Below are 15206 nucleotides of genomic sequence, written 5' to 3'. Positions count from 1 at the left end.
GGGAGTAGACCCGCTCCCGCAAGCCGGCGTCGGGGACCAGTTCCGCGTAGAGTTCGGCAAGCGGCAGGTCCACCTTGGTCAGGGCGAGCTCCACGTTGCGGATCAGGTCGTGGAAGATCGGCACCCCGGCCAGCATCTCCTGCAACACCGCCAACCCCTCCTTCTCCTGGCTTGCGAAGAGCTCCAGCGCGTGCCCCACTCCGAACCAGGCCGGGATCAGGTGCCGGCTCTGCATCCAGCCAAAGCCCCAGGGGATCGCCCGCAACTCACCGAGCTCGCGGCTGGAGCTGCGCTTGGCCGGACGCGAGCCGATCTTGGCCAGCTGAAATTCCATAAGCGGGGTGGCCTGCTCCAGGTAGGGCATGATGTCCGGGTTGTCGGCGATCCGCTCCCGGTAAAACCGGAAGGAGTCCGCCGACAGCCGTTCCATGATCTCCTCCCACTGCCGGGCAAGCGGCTTGGGGCGCGACTCGAGGCTCAGCGAATCGAGGCAGGCCGCCACCATCAGCTCCAGGTTGCGCTCGGCCAGGACGGCGTCCGAATACTTCCAGTTGATCACCTCCCCCTGCTCGGTGATCCTGATGGCGCCGCTGAACCCCTCGGGGGGCTGGGCGGTGATGGCACGGTAGGTGGGGCCTCCACCCCGCCCCACCGTGCCGCCGCGACCGTGGAACAGGCGCAGCTTCACGTCGCACTCGGAGGCCACTTGCTGCAGCGCGCGGTGGGCCTTGTAGATCTCCCAGGTGCTCGCGAACATCCCGCCGTCCTTGTTCGAGTCGGAGTAGCCGAGCATCACCTCCTGCCGTCGCTGCCAGGAGTCGAGGTAACGGGCGTAATCAGGGGAGCTCCAGAGCGTGCGGCAGGTCGCCGGGGCATTTCTCAGATCCTCGATCGATTCGAAGAGCGGCACCGGCATGAGGCCAGGGTCGCGGCCGTCGGCGCTGGCGGCAACCTGCACCCCGCACAGCTCCAAAAGCCACACCAGCGAACGGACGTCGGTCACCGACTCCGCCCCGCTGATCACGTAGTGCCGAAGCGCCTGCGGCGGATAGCTCCGCTTCAGCTCGGCCAGCACGCGCATGGTCTGCAATAGGTCGACGGTCTCCGCCGAGACGGTAGCCGCAGCCCCATCCCCGTGGAGCCCCGGCTTCCCGCCGCCGGCCAGTTCCGCCACCGCCGTGGCGTGCAAGCGGGCATGCTGGCGGATGTCGAGGGTATGCAGATGGAACCCGAAGGTATCCAGCCTGCGCAGGAAGGGATCCAGGTAGTGGCTGGCGAGCCGCTCTCCCCCGCGGGCGGCGAGGCTTGCGCGCACCAGCGTGAGGTCGCTGACCAGGCTTTCGGCGTCGGGATAGGGCTCCGGCCCCTCGGCGCGGTTCAGGGCGAGTTGCAGACGGTGCCGGACCAGGGCCAGGAACCGGCGGTACTGCTCGCATTCGGGATAGGCTGAGATCTTGGGGGCCAGGGCGGGGAAAATCGTCAGGTAGCGCTCGATGGCCCCCTCCAGCTCCGGGGAGAATTCGACCCGGCAGCTGGAGGGGGTGAGCAGCTCGCGCAGCTCGTCGAGTTCGGTCAGATAGTGGGAGAGGATGGTCTCGCGCGCCAACTGCAGCGCGAGCCGGGTGGTGTCGGTGGTGACGAAGGGGTTGCCGTCCCGGTCGCCGCCGGTCCAGGAACCGAAGCGGACCACGGTGGGGAGCTCGCGGGAGGAGAGCTTAACGCCGTACACCTCGTAGAAGGCGTCCGCCATGTCCTGGTAGAAATGGGGAAGCGGCTGGATCAGCGACTCAGGATAGTGGTTCACCCCCATCCTGATCTCGTCCAAAACCGTCGGCTGCTTGCGGCGCACTTCGTCGGTCTGCCAAAGGGTGGTGATCTCGGTAAGGATGGCATCCTGCCCCTGGAAGGCCGCGGTCCTGGTGAGCGGCAGGCGGTCCAGCGCCTCCAGCACCCGGCTGATGCGGCGCCTCTTGTAGAGCACCACCCTGCGGGCCACCTCGGTGGGATGGGCGGTGAATACCGGGGTGACCTCCACTTCGCCCAGGTATGCCAGGGCATCGGCTCCGCTGATGCCGGCCTCCTTCATGCGGGTCAGGGTGCCGCGGATGGAGCCGGGCTTGTCGGCGGTGCCCGAGCTGAGGCGGGTCGACTGCAACCGCCGCTTGCGGTGGTTGGTCTCCGCGAGGTTGGCCAGCTCGAAATAGGTGCCGAAGGCCTTCACGATGTGGTAGGCGTCCTCCTCCGACAGCTGTCGGATGATCCCCACCATCCGCTCCTTGAGCTCGCGCTCCCGGGCGGCGTCCAGGGGGGCCTCACCGCCGCCGTTACCAAGCAGGCGGTGGCTGATCGCCAGGTGGCGCAGCTCCTCCTCCGATTCGTAGACCGCAAGCCCCGCCTGTTCACGGATCACCTGGCCCAGCAGCATCCCCAGCGAGCGGACGTCGCGCTTGAGCGGCTTGTCCCGCTCCGCCGGGTCGGTCCCCATCAACTCGTCCAGCCGCTCGCGCTGGTCTTTCGCGAACCAGTACAGTTCCCCATCCGGCATGAACGCCCTCCCCGTAACCCGTAGTGACCACACCCCCACAAGGATAGCGGGTCGTCACCAATAGGCAATTTGCCCCCCCTCTCTACCCCTCCCCTTTCAGCTCACCTTCAACACCTTGTAGATCGCCTCCCGCAGCGCCGTGAAGGTGTAGGGCTTCTGGATGAAACCGGCCAGTCCCTGGCCGGTGAACTTCCCCACCACCTCGCTCTCGTTATAGCCGCTGGACATGATCACCTTGACCTCGGGGTCCAGCTGCCTCAGTTCGCTGAAGGTCTGCGCCCCATCCATGAGCGGCATGGTGAGATCCAGGATCACGCAGGAAATCTTGTCGCGGTACTCCCGAAAACGCTCGAGCCCCTGCACCCCGTTCCCCGCCGTGACCGTGTCGAATCCCATCTCCTGGAGCATCTCGCTCCCTATCTGGAGCACAGCCGCCTCGTCGTCGACCAGCAGCACCGTCCCGCTCCCCATCCAGGTCCCCTCGACCGACGAGCGGGCTGCAAACCCCGTCGTCTCCCTGCCGGTAGCGGGCAAGAAGACCTTGAAGGTGCTCCCCTTGCCCGGTTCGCTGTAGATCTTGATGGCCCCCTTGTGGCCGCGGATGATCCCCTGCACGGCGGCCATCCCCAGGCCGCGACCGGTGAACTTGGTGGTGAAGAAGGGATCGTAGATCCGGGCCAGGGTCTCCCGGTCCATCCCGCACCCGTTATCGTCGACCTCGAAAAAGACGTAGAGCCCTTCCGGGAGATCCTCGTCCACGCTGATCTGCTGCAAATAGCTCCGGTCGCAGTTCATGCAACCGGTGGAGATGGTGATGGTGCCGGGTTTTTCCCCAATGGCCTCCGAGGCGTTGATCACCAGGTTCATGATGATCTGACGGATCTGGGTGGCATCGGCCGCCACCGGCGGCAAGGGCAGATGCAGGTCCATTTTCAGTTGCACGTTCTTGGAGATGGAGACCTCCAGCATGTGGGTCATCTCCTGGACCAGCGCGTTGATGCTGATGTTCTCTATGGAGAAGGTCCCCTTGCCCGAGTAGGCGAGCATCTGCCGGGTCAAGTCCGCCGCCCGCGAGGCGGCCTTCTGCACGTTCTGGAGGTTCACCCGGACCGGGGAGTCCGACTCCACCCGGGTGAGCGCGAGGCTCGCGTTGCCGATGATCGCCGTCAGGATGTTGTTGAAATCGTGGGCGATGCCGCCGGCCAGCACGCCGAGGCTCTCCAGCTTCTGGGCGTGCAGCATCTTCCGCTCGATCCGTACCCGCTCCGAAGCCTCGCGCTTCACTTCGCTGATGTCGCGGATGATGGTGGAGACGCCGGTGATGGTGCCGCTTCCTTCATCCCTGATGGGCGAGACGGTCACCGAGACGTCCAGCAGGGAGCCGTTCTGGTGGACCAGCACCGTTTCGCAGTTGTCCACACTTTCCCCCCGCCCGACCGTTTCCAGGATCTCCTTTTCCTCATGCACCCGGTCCAGGGGATAGAGGCAAAGGACCGACTTGCCGATCATCTCCCGCTCAGAGTAGCCGAAGAGCTTCTCCGCTCCGCGGTTCCAGCTGAGCGCCGTCCCGGCCAGCGACTGCGAGAAGATGGCGTCGGAGGAGGACTCGACGATGGCGGACAACACGCCGATCTTCTCGTTGGCGATCTTCTGCTCGGTGATGTCCCGGTTCGACACCCGCCTCCCCTTGAACTCGTGCCCCTCGAAGATCGGGGCGCAGTGGTGCTGGATCCAGCGCACCTCTTTGTCCCGGGTGATGATCTTGAACTCCAGCCGGTCCGAATCGGGACTGTCGGCTGAGATGTGACCGCTGATGTGCTCACAGAAGACGTCAGCATGGTCGGGGTGTACTATCCTGCGCACCAGCTCTGGATCCCTCATGAACTGGTCACTGCTGTAGCCGGTGATTTTGAGGCAGGAGGGGGAGACGTACTGCATGTTGCCATCGACGTCGATCCAGTAGTCCCAGTCCAGCGTCCAGTCGCAAACGGTGCGCAGTTTCTTCTCGCTCGCTTCCAGCTCCCGCCGGTACGCCCACTGCCTGTGTGCGCTGCGGGTCATGCCGATGCTCCCCAAAAGCCAGACCACCAGGTACCCGGAGACGATCTTCAGGTCCGCCTTCCTTTCCACCTCATAGCGGTGGGAGAGCGGAACCGCCACGGCGATCCCACCCCGCACGTCCCCCTTTCGGTAGCCCTGCTCGGCATGGCATTTGAGGCAGGCGTCTTCGGTGACGAAGGCGGCGATGAACCGCAGGTACGGCTCCCCGTTGAGGGTAGTCACCTCGGAACGTTCCGAATACTGGTGACCTTCGAATCCCTGCAGGCTTTGGCGCTCCCACTCATCGGGAGCGTTGGCAGGGTTGAGGGGCTTCAAGCTGGTTATGGTGGCGACCACGGGAGTAGGCGAGCTGGTCTTGAACGACTCGAAGACCATCCGGGTCAGGTAGGCGGGGTTCACCAGGGTGTAACGCTTCCCGTCCGTGGAGACGATGTCCCGGTCGGCAAGCTGGAGATAGGGACTGGGAGCGATCCTGTCCGTGGACACGTACACGCCGCCGACCTTGGCGATCCAGAGCCGGTAGTACATGTTGAAGCGGAAGTAGTCCTTGGCCTCGCTCTCAGCATCGCGCAGCGTATCGGTGTGGTAGGAATACAGTGTGAAACCGGCGAGCAGGAAGATAAGGGCAGTCCAGCAGAGCACCGACCTGATACCGTATTTGCCGTTCGCACTGCGCGTGTCACTGCTTGACATGCAGTCCTCCATCCTGGTCTCGTATCAACACCAGCTGGCATCAGAGTCATCATTTAAACATTTCGTGCGTCCGGAGAGGGGAGAGGAGACGTATTAAAGAATATTACCCATTTTCAGATGAGCAAAAACTTAAATAGCCGCTAAACAACGATGATTTTTACTATATACTTTTCCCATCTTTTCCCGAGCAGCCGGTCCAGCCCACTTTGTCTTCCGCAACCCAGTCTCGAACTTCGCAGCGCGGAGCTCTCCCATGATGTTTTTTGCTAGAACATTGATGGCATTTCCGCAGATGGTCCTCGTGCTGCTGGCGTTTTTTTGCGCTTCCCCGGCTCATGCCGCCCAAGGGACGGACGCGGCCGTCAAGGTTGTGGTGAACCACGACTACCCCCCCTTCTCCTTTTACGACAGTTCCGGATCCCTGCAGGGGATCGTGGTGGATATGTGGCGGCTCTGGGAGCGGAAAACCGGACTGAAGGCGGAACTGCACGCGATGGATTGGGCCGAGGCCCAACGTCGTACCGAGGCCGGCGAATTCCAGGTCATCGATTCCATCTTTTACAGCGAAACCAGGGCCAAAAAGTACGAGTTTTCTCCCCCCTACTACAAGGTGGAGGTCCCCGCCTTTTTCAACGGCGAGGTTTCCGGTCTCAACAGCCCCAAATCCCTGAAAGGTTTCGTAGTGGCGGTGATGGCGGGCGACTCGGTCATCGAAGTGCTCAAACAGCACCAGGTAACCCATCTGGCGGCATATCCCACCTACCATTCCATCATCGAGGCGGCCCGGCAGGGTAAGGTGGTGGTCTTCGCCGCCGACAAGCCTCCGGCGCTCTACTATCTCTACCAGAGCGGTCTATTCAGGAAGTTCAAGCAGACCCGGCCGCTTGCCGTGGGCGAGTTGCACCGGGCCTACCCCAAGGGCGAAGCCCCCCTGATGGCGAAGGTGGAGCAGGGCTTCTCCCGCATCTCGGCCGGCGAAATGGGGGAGATCCAGCGTAAGTGGTTGGGGTCGGCGCCGCTGGAGGAGAAAACGCCCAGGTACCTGGCGCCGGTGGCTGGAGGGGTCGCCCTGGCGCTGCTTCTGTTGGCGGCCTGGAACCTGGCGCTCCGCAAGCGGGTCGCGCAGAGGACGGCCGAACTGCGCAAGGAGATCGAGACCAGCAACCAAAGGGCCGAAGAGCTCCAGCTGAGCGAGCGAAGCTTCCGCGCCGTCTATGACTCGGTCAGCGAAGGGATCGTCATCTACGACCTGGAGAGCGGCGGCATCCTCGATATCAATCAGACCATGTGCGAGATGTTCGGCTTCGGCCGGGGCGCCCCCTGCAGTATCGCCCCGGCTGCACTGAGCTGCGGTGTCCCCCCCTACACCAGCCAGGAGATGGAGAACCGGTTGCGCGAAGCCGGCGAAGGGGTGCCGCAGCGCTTCGAATGGCAGAGCAGGGATCGAAACGGCCAACCGTTATGGACCGACATCCACATAAGCAAGGGACAGGTCCGGGAAAGGGAGGTGCTGCTGATCACCCTGCGCGACATCTCGGACCGGAAGCTTGGAGAAGAGGCGTTGTCGAGATCGGAGCAGAAGTTCCGGGAAATAGTGGAAAGCGCACCGGTGGGGATCTTCCAGTCCACCACCCAAGGGCGCTTTTTCAGTGTCAACCCGGCGCTGGCGACCATGTTCCACTTCGTCTCCACTGAAGAAATGGTAGGATCGGTCACCGATATTGCCGAGCAGCTCTTCGTTCACCCGGAACAGCGCAGGGTGTTGGTGAAAAGGGTGCTGACCCGCGACGGCTTCGTGCAGGAGGAGGTCGACTATCGGCGCAAAGATGGCGGGATCTTCACCGCCAACCTCTACCAGCGGGCCGTCCGCAACAAGGAAGGGGTCGTCCAGTACCTGGAGGGGTTCGTCGAGGACGTCACGGAAAGAAAACGCGTGCTGGAGCTGACGCGCACCCTGAACACGGAGCTGGAGGAGCGGGTCCGGGAAAGGACCGCCGAACTGGAGCGGACCAACGAGGCGCTGCAGCAGGAGGTGGAGAGCCGCAGAAGGGATCAGCAGGAGATCTCCTGCCTGAACCAGGGACTGATGCTGCAGCGGACCGCCCTGGAAGCGGCCTACCGGGAGCTGGAGGCATTCAGCTACTCGGTCTCCCATGACCTCCGGGCACCGCTGCGCCATATCCACGCCTTCAGCGAGCTGTTGATCCAGGAGTACGGATCGGAGTTCCGGCAAGAGGCGGTCATCTACCTGGAGACCATCAGCAAGTCCGCCGTCAAGATGCAGGAACTCATCGACGGGCTGCTGTCGCTTTCCCGGGTGAGCCGTGGCGAGTTGAAGACGGCGCCCGTGGATCTCAGCGTCTACGCACGGGAGATCGCCCAGGAACTGGTGCGTTCCGATCCGCGACGCAAGGTGAGCTTCGAGATCGCCGAGAGCGCGCCGGCTTCGGCTGACCAAGTGCTGATCCGGTCGGTGCTGGAGAACCTGCTGGGCAACGCATGGAAGTACAGCGCCAAGAAGGAGAGTGCCACCATCGAGTTCGGCTACCTCCACCAGGACGAGGGAGAGCCGGTCTACTACGTGCGCGACGACGGGGCCGGCTTCGACATGGCCTACGCGGACAAGCTCTTTGGCGTCTTCCAGCGCATGCACTCCTCGGAGCATTTCGAGGGATGCGGCGTCGGCCTGGCCACGGTGCAGCGCATCGTCATCCGCCACGGCGGCAGAATCTGGGCCGAGGCGGAGGTAAACAAGGGAGCGACCTTCTACTTCACCCTCTCGCAAGCCCCCCCGCCATGCTGGGACAGCAGCGGCTCTGCCGACCAAGAAGTGACGCTGACTGATGCATAGGTCCGAAAACGGCTAGTCTTTACCTTCTCCATCGTATAAGAATGGAGATGAGGTAAAGGAGATGACCAGCAAAGCAAAAGAAAACCTGCCGCTTGACCACGATGCCTGCTACGCCGCCATGCAGTCCCACGACGCCCGCTTCGACGGCCGCTTCTTTTGCGGCGTTTCGTCCACCGGCATCTACTGCCGTCCTGTCTGCCGGGTGAAGGGTCCCAAAAAGCAGAACTGCACCTTCTTCCCCAGCGCCGCCGCTGCCGAGGCTGCCGGCTTCCGTCCGTGCCTCAGGTGCCGGCCTGAGCTGGCTCCCGGCCTCGCCCCCGCCGACGCCGTCACCCGCCTGGCGAGAAACGCGGTGCGCCGGATGGAGGAGGACGGCCTAAGCGATACCACCATTTCCGAATTGGGAAGCGCGCTCGGCATCTCGGACCGGCATCTGCGTCGCGTCTTTGCGGCGGAGTACGGCGTCTCTCCCGTTCAGTACCTGCAGACCCGGCGGCTGTTGCTGGCGAAGAGCCTACTTGCCGACACCAGGTTGTCGATCACCGAGGTGGCCATGAGCGCCGGGTTCGGCAGCATCCGGCGCTTCAACGACCTGTTCAGCAGGAGGTACCGGCTGGCGCCGAGCAGGCTCAGGCTTAAAGGAGAAGCGCCTGACATAGACGGCGACACCATCACCCTCTTCCTTGGCTATCGCCCTCCCTATGCCTGGAAAGAAATTCTCTCCTTCCTTGCCGACCGCGCCCTTCCCGGAGTAGAATGCGCCACTGCCGATGCCTACCGGCGCACCGTGTCCCTCCGCAAGGGTGAAAAGTTTTTTGATGGATGGATCTCGGTCTCCAACGCTCCCAAGCGAAACGCGCTCTCAGTGATGGTGTCCGCCTCCTTGCTCCCGGTCCTCCCCCAGCTGCTTGGACGGGTACGGCAACTGTTCGACCTGGACTGTGACCCGCTCGCGGTGCAGGAAACGCTTGCTAGCCTGAAGACGATTTCGCCGATCCTCCCGGTGCCGGGGATGCGGCTGCCGGGGTCCTTCGATCCCTTCGAGAGTTGCACCCGCGCCATCCTGGGGCAGCAGGTGACGGTCAAGGCGGCACGGACGCTCGCTGCCCGGGTCGCGGCGGCGCTGGGCGACAAGGTCGCCACCCCCTACCCGGATTTGACCTCCACCTTCCCGCTTCCGGAGCGGATCCTGGCGCTGGAACCGCCGGTGGAGGACCGGCTGGGACCACTGGGGATCACCGGAGCGCGCTCCCGCTCGATCCTGGCACTGGCGAAGGCCCTGGTGACAGGGGAGATCGCCCTCACCTCCCCCACCGATCCGCAGCTGGAGATGGCGAAGCTGCTCAAGCTGCCGGGGTTCGGGGAGTGGACGGTGCAGTACGTGGCGATGCGGGTACTGGGCTGGCCCGACGTCTTGTTGACCGGGGATTACGGTGTGAAGAAGGCGCTATCTGAGTTGCCGCGTGACGAGGCGCTGAAACTGGCCGAGGAGTGGAGTCCATGGCGGTCGTATGCGACGGTATCGCTGTGGCACGCAGTGGCAAACGGCGATAAGAAATGAGGCGGTCCTCTCTCGACTCTCGACGTAAGATTCCGGTCGAGGTCCGACGCTCCTCCTCCCGAGGGGGGGAGGCTGGGAGGGGGCAGCACTGGCGGCGCAGGAGTGAAGCCTCACCAGCGATTGCAGCTTCAGTTCCCCCTCCCTGGCCCTCCCCCTCCGGGAGAGGGGAAGTTGGCGGGAGTCGAAGAGATAAGAGGGGTGAGTGAAGAAGATGATGATACAAGGTGACCAAAAGGGACGAACCATGATCTATAAATGCACGATTGAAACACCGCTGGGGCCGATGACGGCTGCGGCTGAGGATGAAGTGCTTGTCGGACTCTGGTTCGACGGCCAAAAATACTTCCCGGCCGGGTCGGACGGGTGGAGTGAGGCTCCTGATCTCCCCGTCTTTGCAGCGCTACGCAAACAGCTTCAGGACTACTTCGCTGGGACTCCGAGCCCCATCCTCACCCACCTTCGCCCGAAGGCTACGGCGGGCAAGCTCCTGTCCCTCCCGTTGAAGGGGAGTGAAGGCCAGGGGGACGGTTCCGGTGTCGAGCTTAGCCTCGCACCGAAGGGGACTGAGTTCCAAAAGGCGGTCTGGGAGGCGTTATCGAGGATTCCTTTCGGCAAGACAGTGACCTATGGTGACATCGCGCGCGAGATAGCCGCTACCAGGGGACTGACTTCCATGTCGGCCCAGGCGGTGGGAAGCGCAGTGGGACACAATCCCATCTCCATCCTCATCCCCTGCCACCGCGTGGTCGGCTGCAACGGCAAGCTCACCGGCTATGCCGGCGGCCTCGACAGGAAAGAAGCGTTACTAAGGCTGGAAGCAAGCACCCTCCCAGACTGACCACCCCACCTCAATCCAACGACTTCTGGAAGCGAAGCACGCTGATAGTGAGCAGCAGGACGGCGAGGAGAGCCATGGCGGCCAGGTCCGGCCAGAGGATGTCCAGGCCGGTCCCCTTCAGGAAAACGCTCCGCAGGAAGGTCTGGTAATAGCGCGAGGGGTTGAGGTAGGTAAGCCACTGCAGCACTTCCGGCATGCTGGCGATCGGTGAGGCGAAGCCGGAGAAGATCAGCGACGGCATGATGAAGAAGAAGGCGGTCACCATCGCCTGCTGCTGAGTGCCGGAAATGGTGGAGATGAACAGCCCCACCCCCAGCATGCAGAGCAGGAAGAGCATGGTCCCCAGCGCAAGCACCAGGATGCTCCCCTTGAGCGGCACATGGAACCAGAGGGTGCCGAACACGGTCACCAGCGCCGCGTCGAGCAGCCCGATCAGGAAAAAGGGGAGCGTTTTCCCCATGATGAATTCCACCCGGCGGATCGGCGTCACCATGATCTGCTCCAAGGTGCCGATCTCCCGTTCGCGCACCACCGCGAAGGCGGTCAGGTTGACCACGATCACCAGCATCAGGTTGCCGATCACACCGGGCACGAAGAACCAGCGGCTGGAGAGGTCGGGATTGTACCAGGGGCGCCGGTCAAGGACGATGGTAGGCAGACGGGAGGCCTGCAACGGGTTGTTGCGATCGATCCGCTCGTTGAGGTACTCCCGCGAGAAGGCCGCGGTCACTTCGCTCACATAGCCAAGCCCCACCAGTGCCGTGTTGGAGTTGCTCGCGTCCACGATCACCTGCAGCGGCGCGGGCTGGGCCTTGCGCAAAAGCCGGGTGAAACCGGCATCGATCCGGATCACCAGGTCGACGCTCCCCTTGTCCATCGCCTCCGCCACCTCCTGCCCGTTTCGCAACCGTTTCTCCACCTGGAAATAGCGACTGCCCGCGAAGCGGGAGATCAGATCCCTGCTCACTTGGGTCTGATCGTAATCGAGGATCGCGGTGGGGACGTGGTGGATATCGAGCGAGGCGGCATAGCCGAAGACGAGCATCTGGATAATTGGCGGTCCGAAGATGACGAACCGGGTCCGCTTGTCGCGGAAAACCTGGATCAGCTCCTTGATCAGCATCTGGCGCAGCCGTCCGAACATGGAGCCTCCTCAAAGCCTCTTCTTGAAGATGCGGGTGGCGATCAGCACCAGCAGCAGGGAGAAAAAGGCGAGTGCTGCCAGATCGGGAAGCAGTATCCAGACGGCCGACCCTTTCAGGAACACGTTTCTCACCAGCCTCATGAAATACAGCGCCGGGAAGATATGGGCAATGACCCGGACCGCAACCGGCATCTGGTCGAGCGGAAAGATGAAGCCGGAAAGGAGAAAGGCCGGTAAAAAGGTGGCAAGCAGAGAGATCTGGCTGGCGGCCAGCTGAGATTTGGCCACCACCGAAAAGAAGTAGCCGATGGAAAGGACCGCCATCAGGAAGAGGCTGGCACTCAGGAAAAACACCGTCCACGACCCGCGAAACGGGACCCCGAACCACCACACCCCCATAGCCGCGCACAGCACCGTGTCGAGCATGCCGATCAGGAAATAGGGCACCAGCTTGCCGAGCATCACCTCCAGCGCCGTTACCGGCGTCGAGATCAGCTGCTCCATGGTGCCGCGCTCCCATTCCCGGGCGATGGTGAGCGCGGTGAGGAAGGTGCCGATCACCGCCATGACCACGACCACCACCCCCGGCACGATGTTGTCCATGCTCTCCAGGTTTTCGTTGAACCAGGTGCGGGCCTCGACGGTGATCGGCTGGTTCTGCTTTTCCAGCCCCCGGCGGTAGAGCCAGTCGAGCTGGACCTTTTGAGAGTAGGACTGGATGACGGCCTGGCTGTAGCTGATGGCGAGGTTGGCGCTGTTCGCGTCGGTGGCATCCACGATGGCCTGGATGCTGACCCGTCCGCCCCGGGCGATCCGCTTGGAGAAGTCCCAGGGGATGACGATCCCGAGTTGGCAGCGCTCCGAGTCGATCGCCCTCACCAACTCAGGATAATTGTCGACGCTTCTCACCACCCGGAAGTACTGCGAGGCCTGGAAGCGCTTGAGGAGGTCCTGGCTTTGCTGGCTCCCCTCCCGGTCGAGGACGTAAACCGGCAGGTCCTTGGCATCCAGGCTGATCCCGTACCCGTAGGCGAGCATCATCATGATAGGCATCAGGACGATGACCGCCACGCTCCTGGGATCGCGGATGATCTGCAGGAACTCCTTGATGGCTAATGCCTGGAGCCGGTACCATTTCATCGCAGTGCTCCGTCCTCAACCCATCCTCACCCGCCTTCGCACAAGCTCCGGCGGGCAAGCTCCTGCCCCTCCCCTTGAAGGGGAGGCAACGTACAATAGATGTTTTCAGAGTGACGCCCCGCCATCAGGTCCCCCCCTTGATAAAGGGGGGACAGGGGGGATTTGCTTTGGACCGTTCAACGCCCCGCGGCGCCCGCATCTCTCCCCCCCCTTCAAGCGGAGGGGCGGGGTGAGGATGGGGTAGTAAGCGACACGAAAACATCCTCCAAGCTCGGCCGGATCTGCTCCATCTTGGAGACAGAGACGCCGTGCTCCTTGAGATACGAGCCAACCCTCGGCATCGCCTCCTGCGCGCTGGTAACCACCAGATGAAGCGAGTTTCCAAAGATGGCGGCGTCCAGCACCTCCGTGGATTCGTGCAGGATGGCAAGGGCCTTTCCCACCTCGTCGCACACGACCAGCAGCAATTCCCCCTTCATGGCATTCTGCTTCAGTTCCGCCGGTGATCCGGAGGCGACGATGCGCCCCTGGTAAATCAGCACCAGGCGATGGCAGTATTCTGCCTCGTCCATGTAGTGAGTGGTGACGAAGACGGTGACTCCTTCCGATGCAAGGTGCTGGATCAGTCCCCAGAAGTCGCGACGGGAAATGGGATCGACCCCGGAAGTCGGCTCGTCCAGGAAAAGGATGGGAGGCCGGTGCAGCATGGCGCAACCGAGAGCCAGCCGCTGTTTCCAACCGGTGGGAAGTGTGCCCGTCAGCGTCTGCTCCCGCCCTTTAAGCCCCGCCATCTCCACCGCCCAGGCGGCGCGCTCGCCGAGTTCATTTTCGGGAACACTGTACATGCCGCCGAAGAAGCGGATGTTTTCGATGACCTTGAGGTCGTTGTAGAGGGAGAACTTCTGAGACATGTAGCCGATTTTCTGGCGGACCTCTTCCGGGCTGGTCACCACGTCCAGTCCGGCAACCTGCGCCTCTCCCGAGGTCGGCCTCAGCAGCCCACAGAGCGTCCTGATCACCGTCGATTTGCCGGCTCCGTTGGGCCCGAGAAAGCCGAAGATCTCACCGGCATGGGCCTGGAAGCTGATCTGGTCGACGGCCGTAAAGTCGCCGAACCGCTTCACCAGGTTGTTGACCATGACCGTGACTTCTCCGGTACTCACTGTGCCCCCCATGTCAGTATTAATTCCGCCTGCTGTTCGTGCGCCCATCGAACGCCCATCAAACTCCATCAAGCACCCCCTCGCCCTCCGGGAGTGTATGGCCGGGGTGAGGGAAGCCCGCGCCAGCAGACATTCTCGATCGTTGAGACCTCCCTCACCCGCCCTTCGGGCACCCTCTCCCGGAGGGCGAGGGGTGATGGCGAGGGTCATCATCGGCCTTCCTTTTTCTTTTCCTCTTCCACCGCCGCCACGAACAGGTCCTCCACGGTGGGGGTAACCTCCTCGATGCTGTCGAAGGGCGCCGCGGCGTCGGTCAGTCGCTTCCTCAGTTCCTCGACCCGGCGTTGCGCGTCCTCGACCACCAGGTGCAGGCCGTCCCCCACCAGCACCACGGTCTTGATCCCCTCCGCGCCCGCGAGCGCCTGCTGTACGCGCTCGGGCTGAGCGGAGACCACTGCCAGCACCGCGCCCTGCAAGTTCTTCTTCAGTTCAGCCGGGGTATCGCAGAAAAGGAGCCGCCCCTCGTGCAAGAGCGCCACCCGGTGGCAGCGCTCGGCCTCGTCGAGGTAGGCTGTGGAGGTGAGGATGGCGACCCCCTGGCCGACGAGGTCGTAAAGGAGGCGCCAGAAGTCCCGGCGCGACACCGGGTCGACCCCGTTGGTCGGCTCGTCGAGGAGGATCACCTTCGGAGTGTGGATGAGAGCACAAACGAGCCCGAGCTTCTGTTTCATCCCGCCGGAAAGCTGCCCGGCACGCCGGTCGCCGAAAGGACCCAGCCCCGCAGCCTTCAGCAGTTCGGGAGCACGATTGATTCTATCCTGCTTGGAGATTCCGAAGACTTCGGCGTAGAAGCGGATGTTCTCGTTGACCGTCAGCTCCTCGTAGAGGCCGAAACGCTGTGGCATGTAACTGATGAGCGGCTTGGCTGCTTCCGGGTCGGCCACGATGTCGAATCCGGCCACCTTGGCGCTTCCGGAATCGGGAGGCAGCACCCCTGCGAGCATGCGGAGCGTGGTGGTCTTGCCCGCCCCATCCGGCCCGACCAAGCCGAAGATCTCCCCCTGGTTGACCTCGAAGCTGAGGCCGTCAACAGCAACCACACCGGGGAATTGTTTCCTCAGACCGCGCGCTTCTATGGCAGGTTCAGGTGGGGGCATGTTACCTCAACGGGATGGTCGCATCCGCCGGCATACCCGGCTTCAACTCGCGG

9 protein-coding genes are annotated in these 15206 nt (G+C 63.1%); 3 read left to right on the top strand and 6 right to left on the bottom strand.

Going from position 1 to position 15206, the window contains the following annotated elements:
* On the bottom strand, positions 1–2545 hold a 2545-nt coding region (locus VJ604_RS08760; protein ID WP_324081636.1), incomplete at its 3' end, for a phosphoenolpyruvate carboxylase.
* Between the two features lie 96 nt (positions 2546–2641).
* Entirely contained in the window at positions 2642–5299 is a 2658-nt protein-coding gene (locus tag VJ604_RS08755; protein ID WP_324081634.1) for a hybrid sensor histidine kinase/response regulator, read from the bottom strand.
* Between the two features lie 277 nt (positions 5300–5576).
* On the opposite strand from VJ604_RS08755, the gene VJ604_RS08750 reads away from it, so the two are divergent.
* The 3 genes from VJ604_RS08750 (at position 5577) to VJ604_RS08740 (ending at position 10549) form a co-directional block, all read left to right on the top strand.
* Positions 5577–8150 (top strand): PAS domain S-box protein, encoded by a 2574-nt coding sequence (locus VJ604_RS08750; protein WP_324081632.1) that lies wholly within the window; start codon positions 5577–5579, stop codon positions 8148–8150.
* Between the two features lie 61 nt (positions 8151–8211).
* Positions 8212–9711 (top strand): DNA-3-methyladenine glycosylase 2 family protein, encoded by a 1500-nt coding sequence (locus tag VJ604_RS08745; RefSeq protein ID WP_324081630.1) that lies wholly within the window; start codon positions 8212–8214, stop codon positions 9709–9711.
* A gap of 244 nt (positions 9712–9955) precedes the next feature.
* Positions 9956–10549, top strand: coding sequence for a methylated-DNA--[protein]-cysteine S-methyltransferase (locus tag VJ604_RS08740; protein WP_324081628.1), 594 nt, complete (start codon positions 9956–9958; stop codon positions 10547–10549).
* Positions 10550–10559: 10 nt separating this feature from the next.
* On the opposite strand, the gene VJ604_RS08735 is transcribed toward VJ604_RS08740, so the two are convergent.
* The 4 genes from VJ604_RS08735 to VJ604_RS08720 form a co-directional block, all read right to left on the bottom strand.
* Positions 10560–11693: an ABC transporter permease gene (locus VJ604_RS08735; RefSeq protein ID WP_324081626.1), complete on the bottom strand. Its 1134-nt coding sequence runs from the start codon at positions 11691–11693 to the stop codon at positions 10560–10562.
* Between the two features lie 9 nt (positions 11694–11702).
* Complete coding sequence (locus VJ604_RS08730; RefSeq protein ID WP_324081623.1) at positions 11703–12833, bottom strand: ABC transporter permease; 1131 nt, start codon at positions 12831–12833, stop codon at positions 11703–11705.
* Between the two features lie 212 nt (positions 12834–13045).
* Positions 13046–13996, bottom strand: a complete 951-nt coding sequence (locus VJ604_RS08725; protein ID WP_324081621.1) for an ABC transporter ATP-binding protein — start codon at positions 13994–13996, stop codon at positions 13046–13048.
* A gap of 209 nt (positions 13997–14205) precedes the next feature.
* Positions 14206–15096, bottom strand: coding sequence for an ABC transporter ATP-binding protein (locus VJ604_RS08720; RefSeq protein WP_324081619.1), 891 nt, complete (start codon positions 15094–15096; stop codon positions 14206–14208).
* Between the last annotated feature and the right edge of the window lie 110 nt (positions 15097–15206).

The sequence above is a fragment of the Geomonas sp. genome, from assembly GCF_035254065.1.
Lineage (GTDB): Bacteria > Desulfobacterota > Desulfuromonadia > Geobacterales > Geobacteraceae > Geomonas.
The sequence above is the reverse complement of the archived record's forward strand: the minus strand, read 5'-3'. Positions and strand labels throughout refer to the sequence as shown.

Excerpts from the sequence above, each read along its gene's own strand:
- VJ604_RS08755 (WP_324081634.1), bottom strand. The coding sequence starts at position 5,299 with ATGTCAAGCAGTGACACGCGCAGTGCGAACGGCAAATACGGTATCAGG.
- VJ604_RS08750 (WP_324081632.1), top strand. The coding sequence starts at position 5,577 with ATGGCATTTCCGCAGATGGTCCTCGTGCTGCTGGCGTTTTTTTGCGCT.
- VJ604_RS08745 (WP_324081630.1), top strand. The coding sequence starts at position 8,212 with ATGACCAGCAAAGCAAAAGAAAACCTGCCGCTTGACCACGATGCCTGC.
- VJ604_RS08740 (WP_324081628.1), top strand. The coding sequence starts at position 9,956 with ATGATCTATAAATGCACGATTGAAACACCGCTGGGGCCGATGACGGCT.
- VJ604_RS08735 (WP_324081626.1), bottom strand. The coding sequence starts at position 11,693 with ATGTTCGGACGGCTGCGCCAGATGCTGATCAAGGAGCTGATCCAGGTT.
- VJ604_RS08730 (WP_324081623.1), bottom strand. The coding sequence starts at position 12,833 with ATGAAATGGTACCGGCTCCAGGCATTAGCCATCAAGGAGTTCCTGCAG.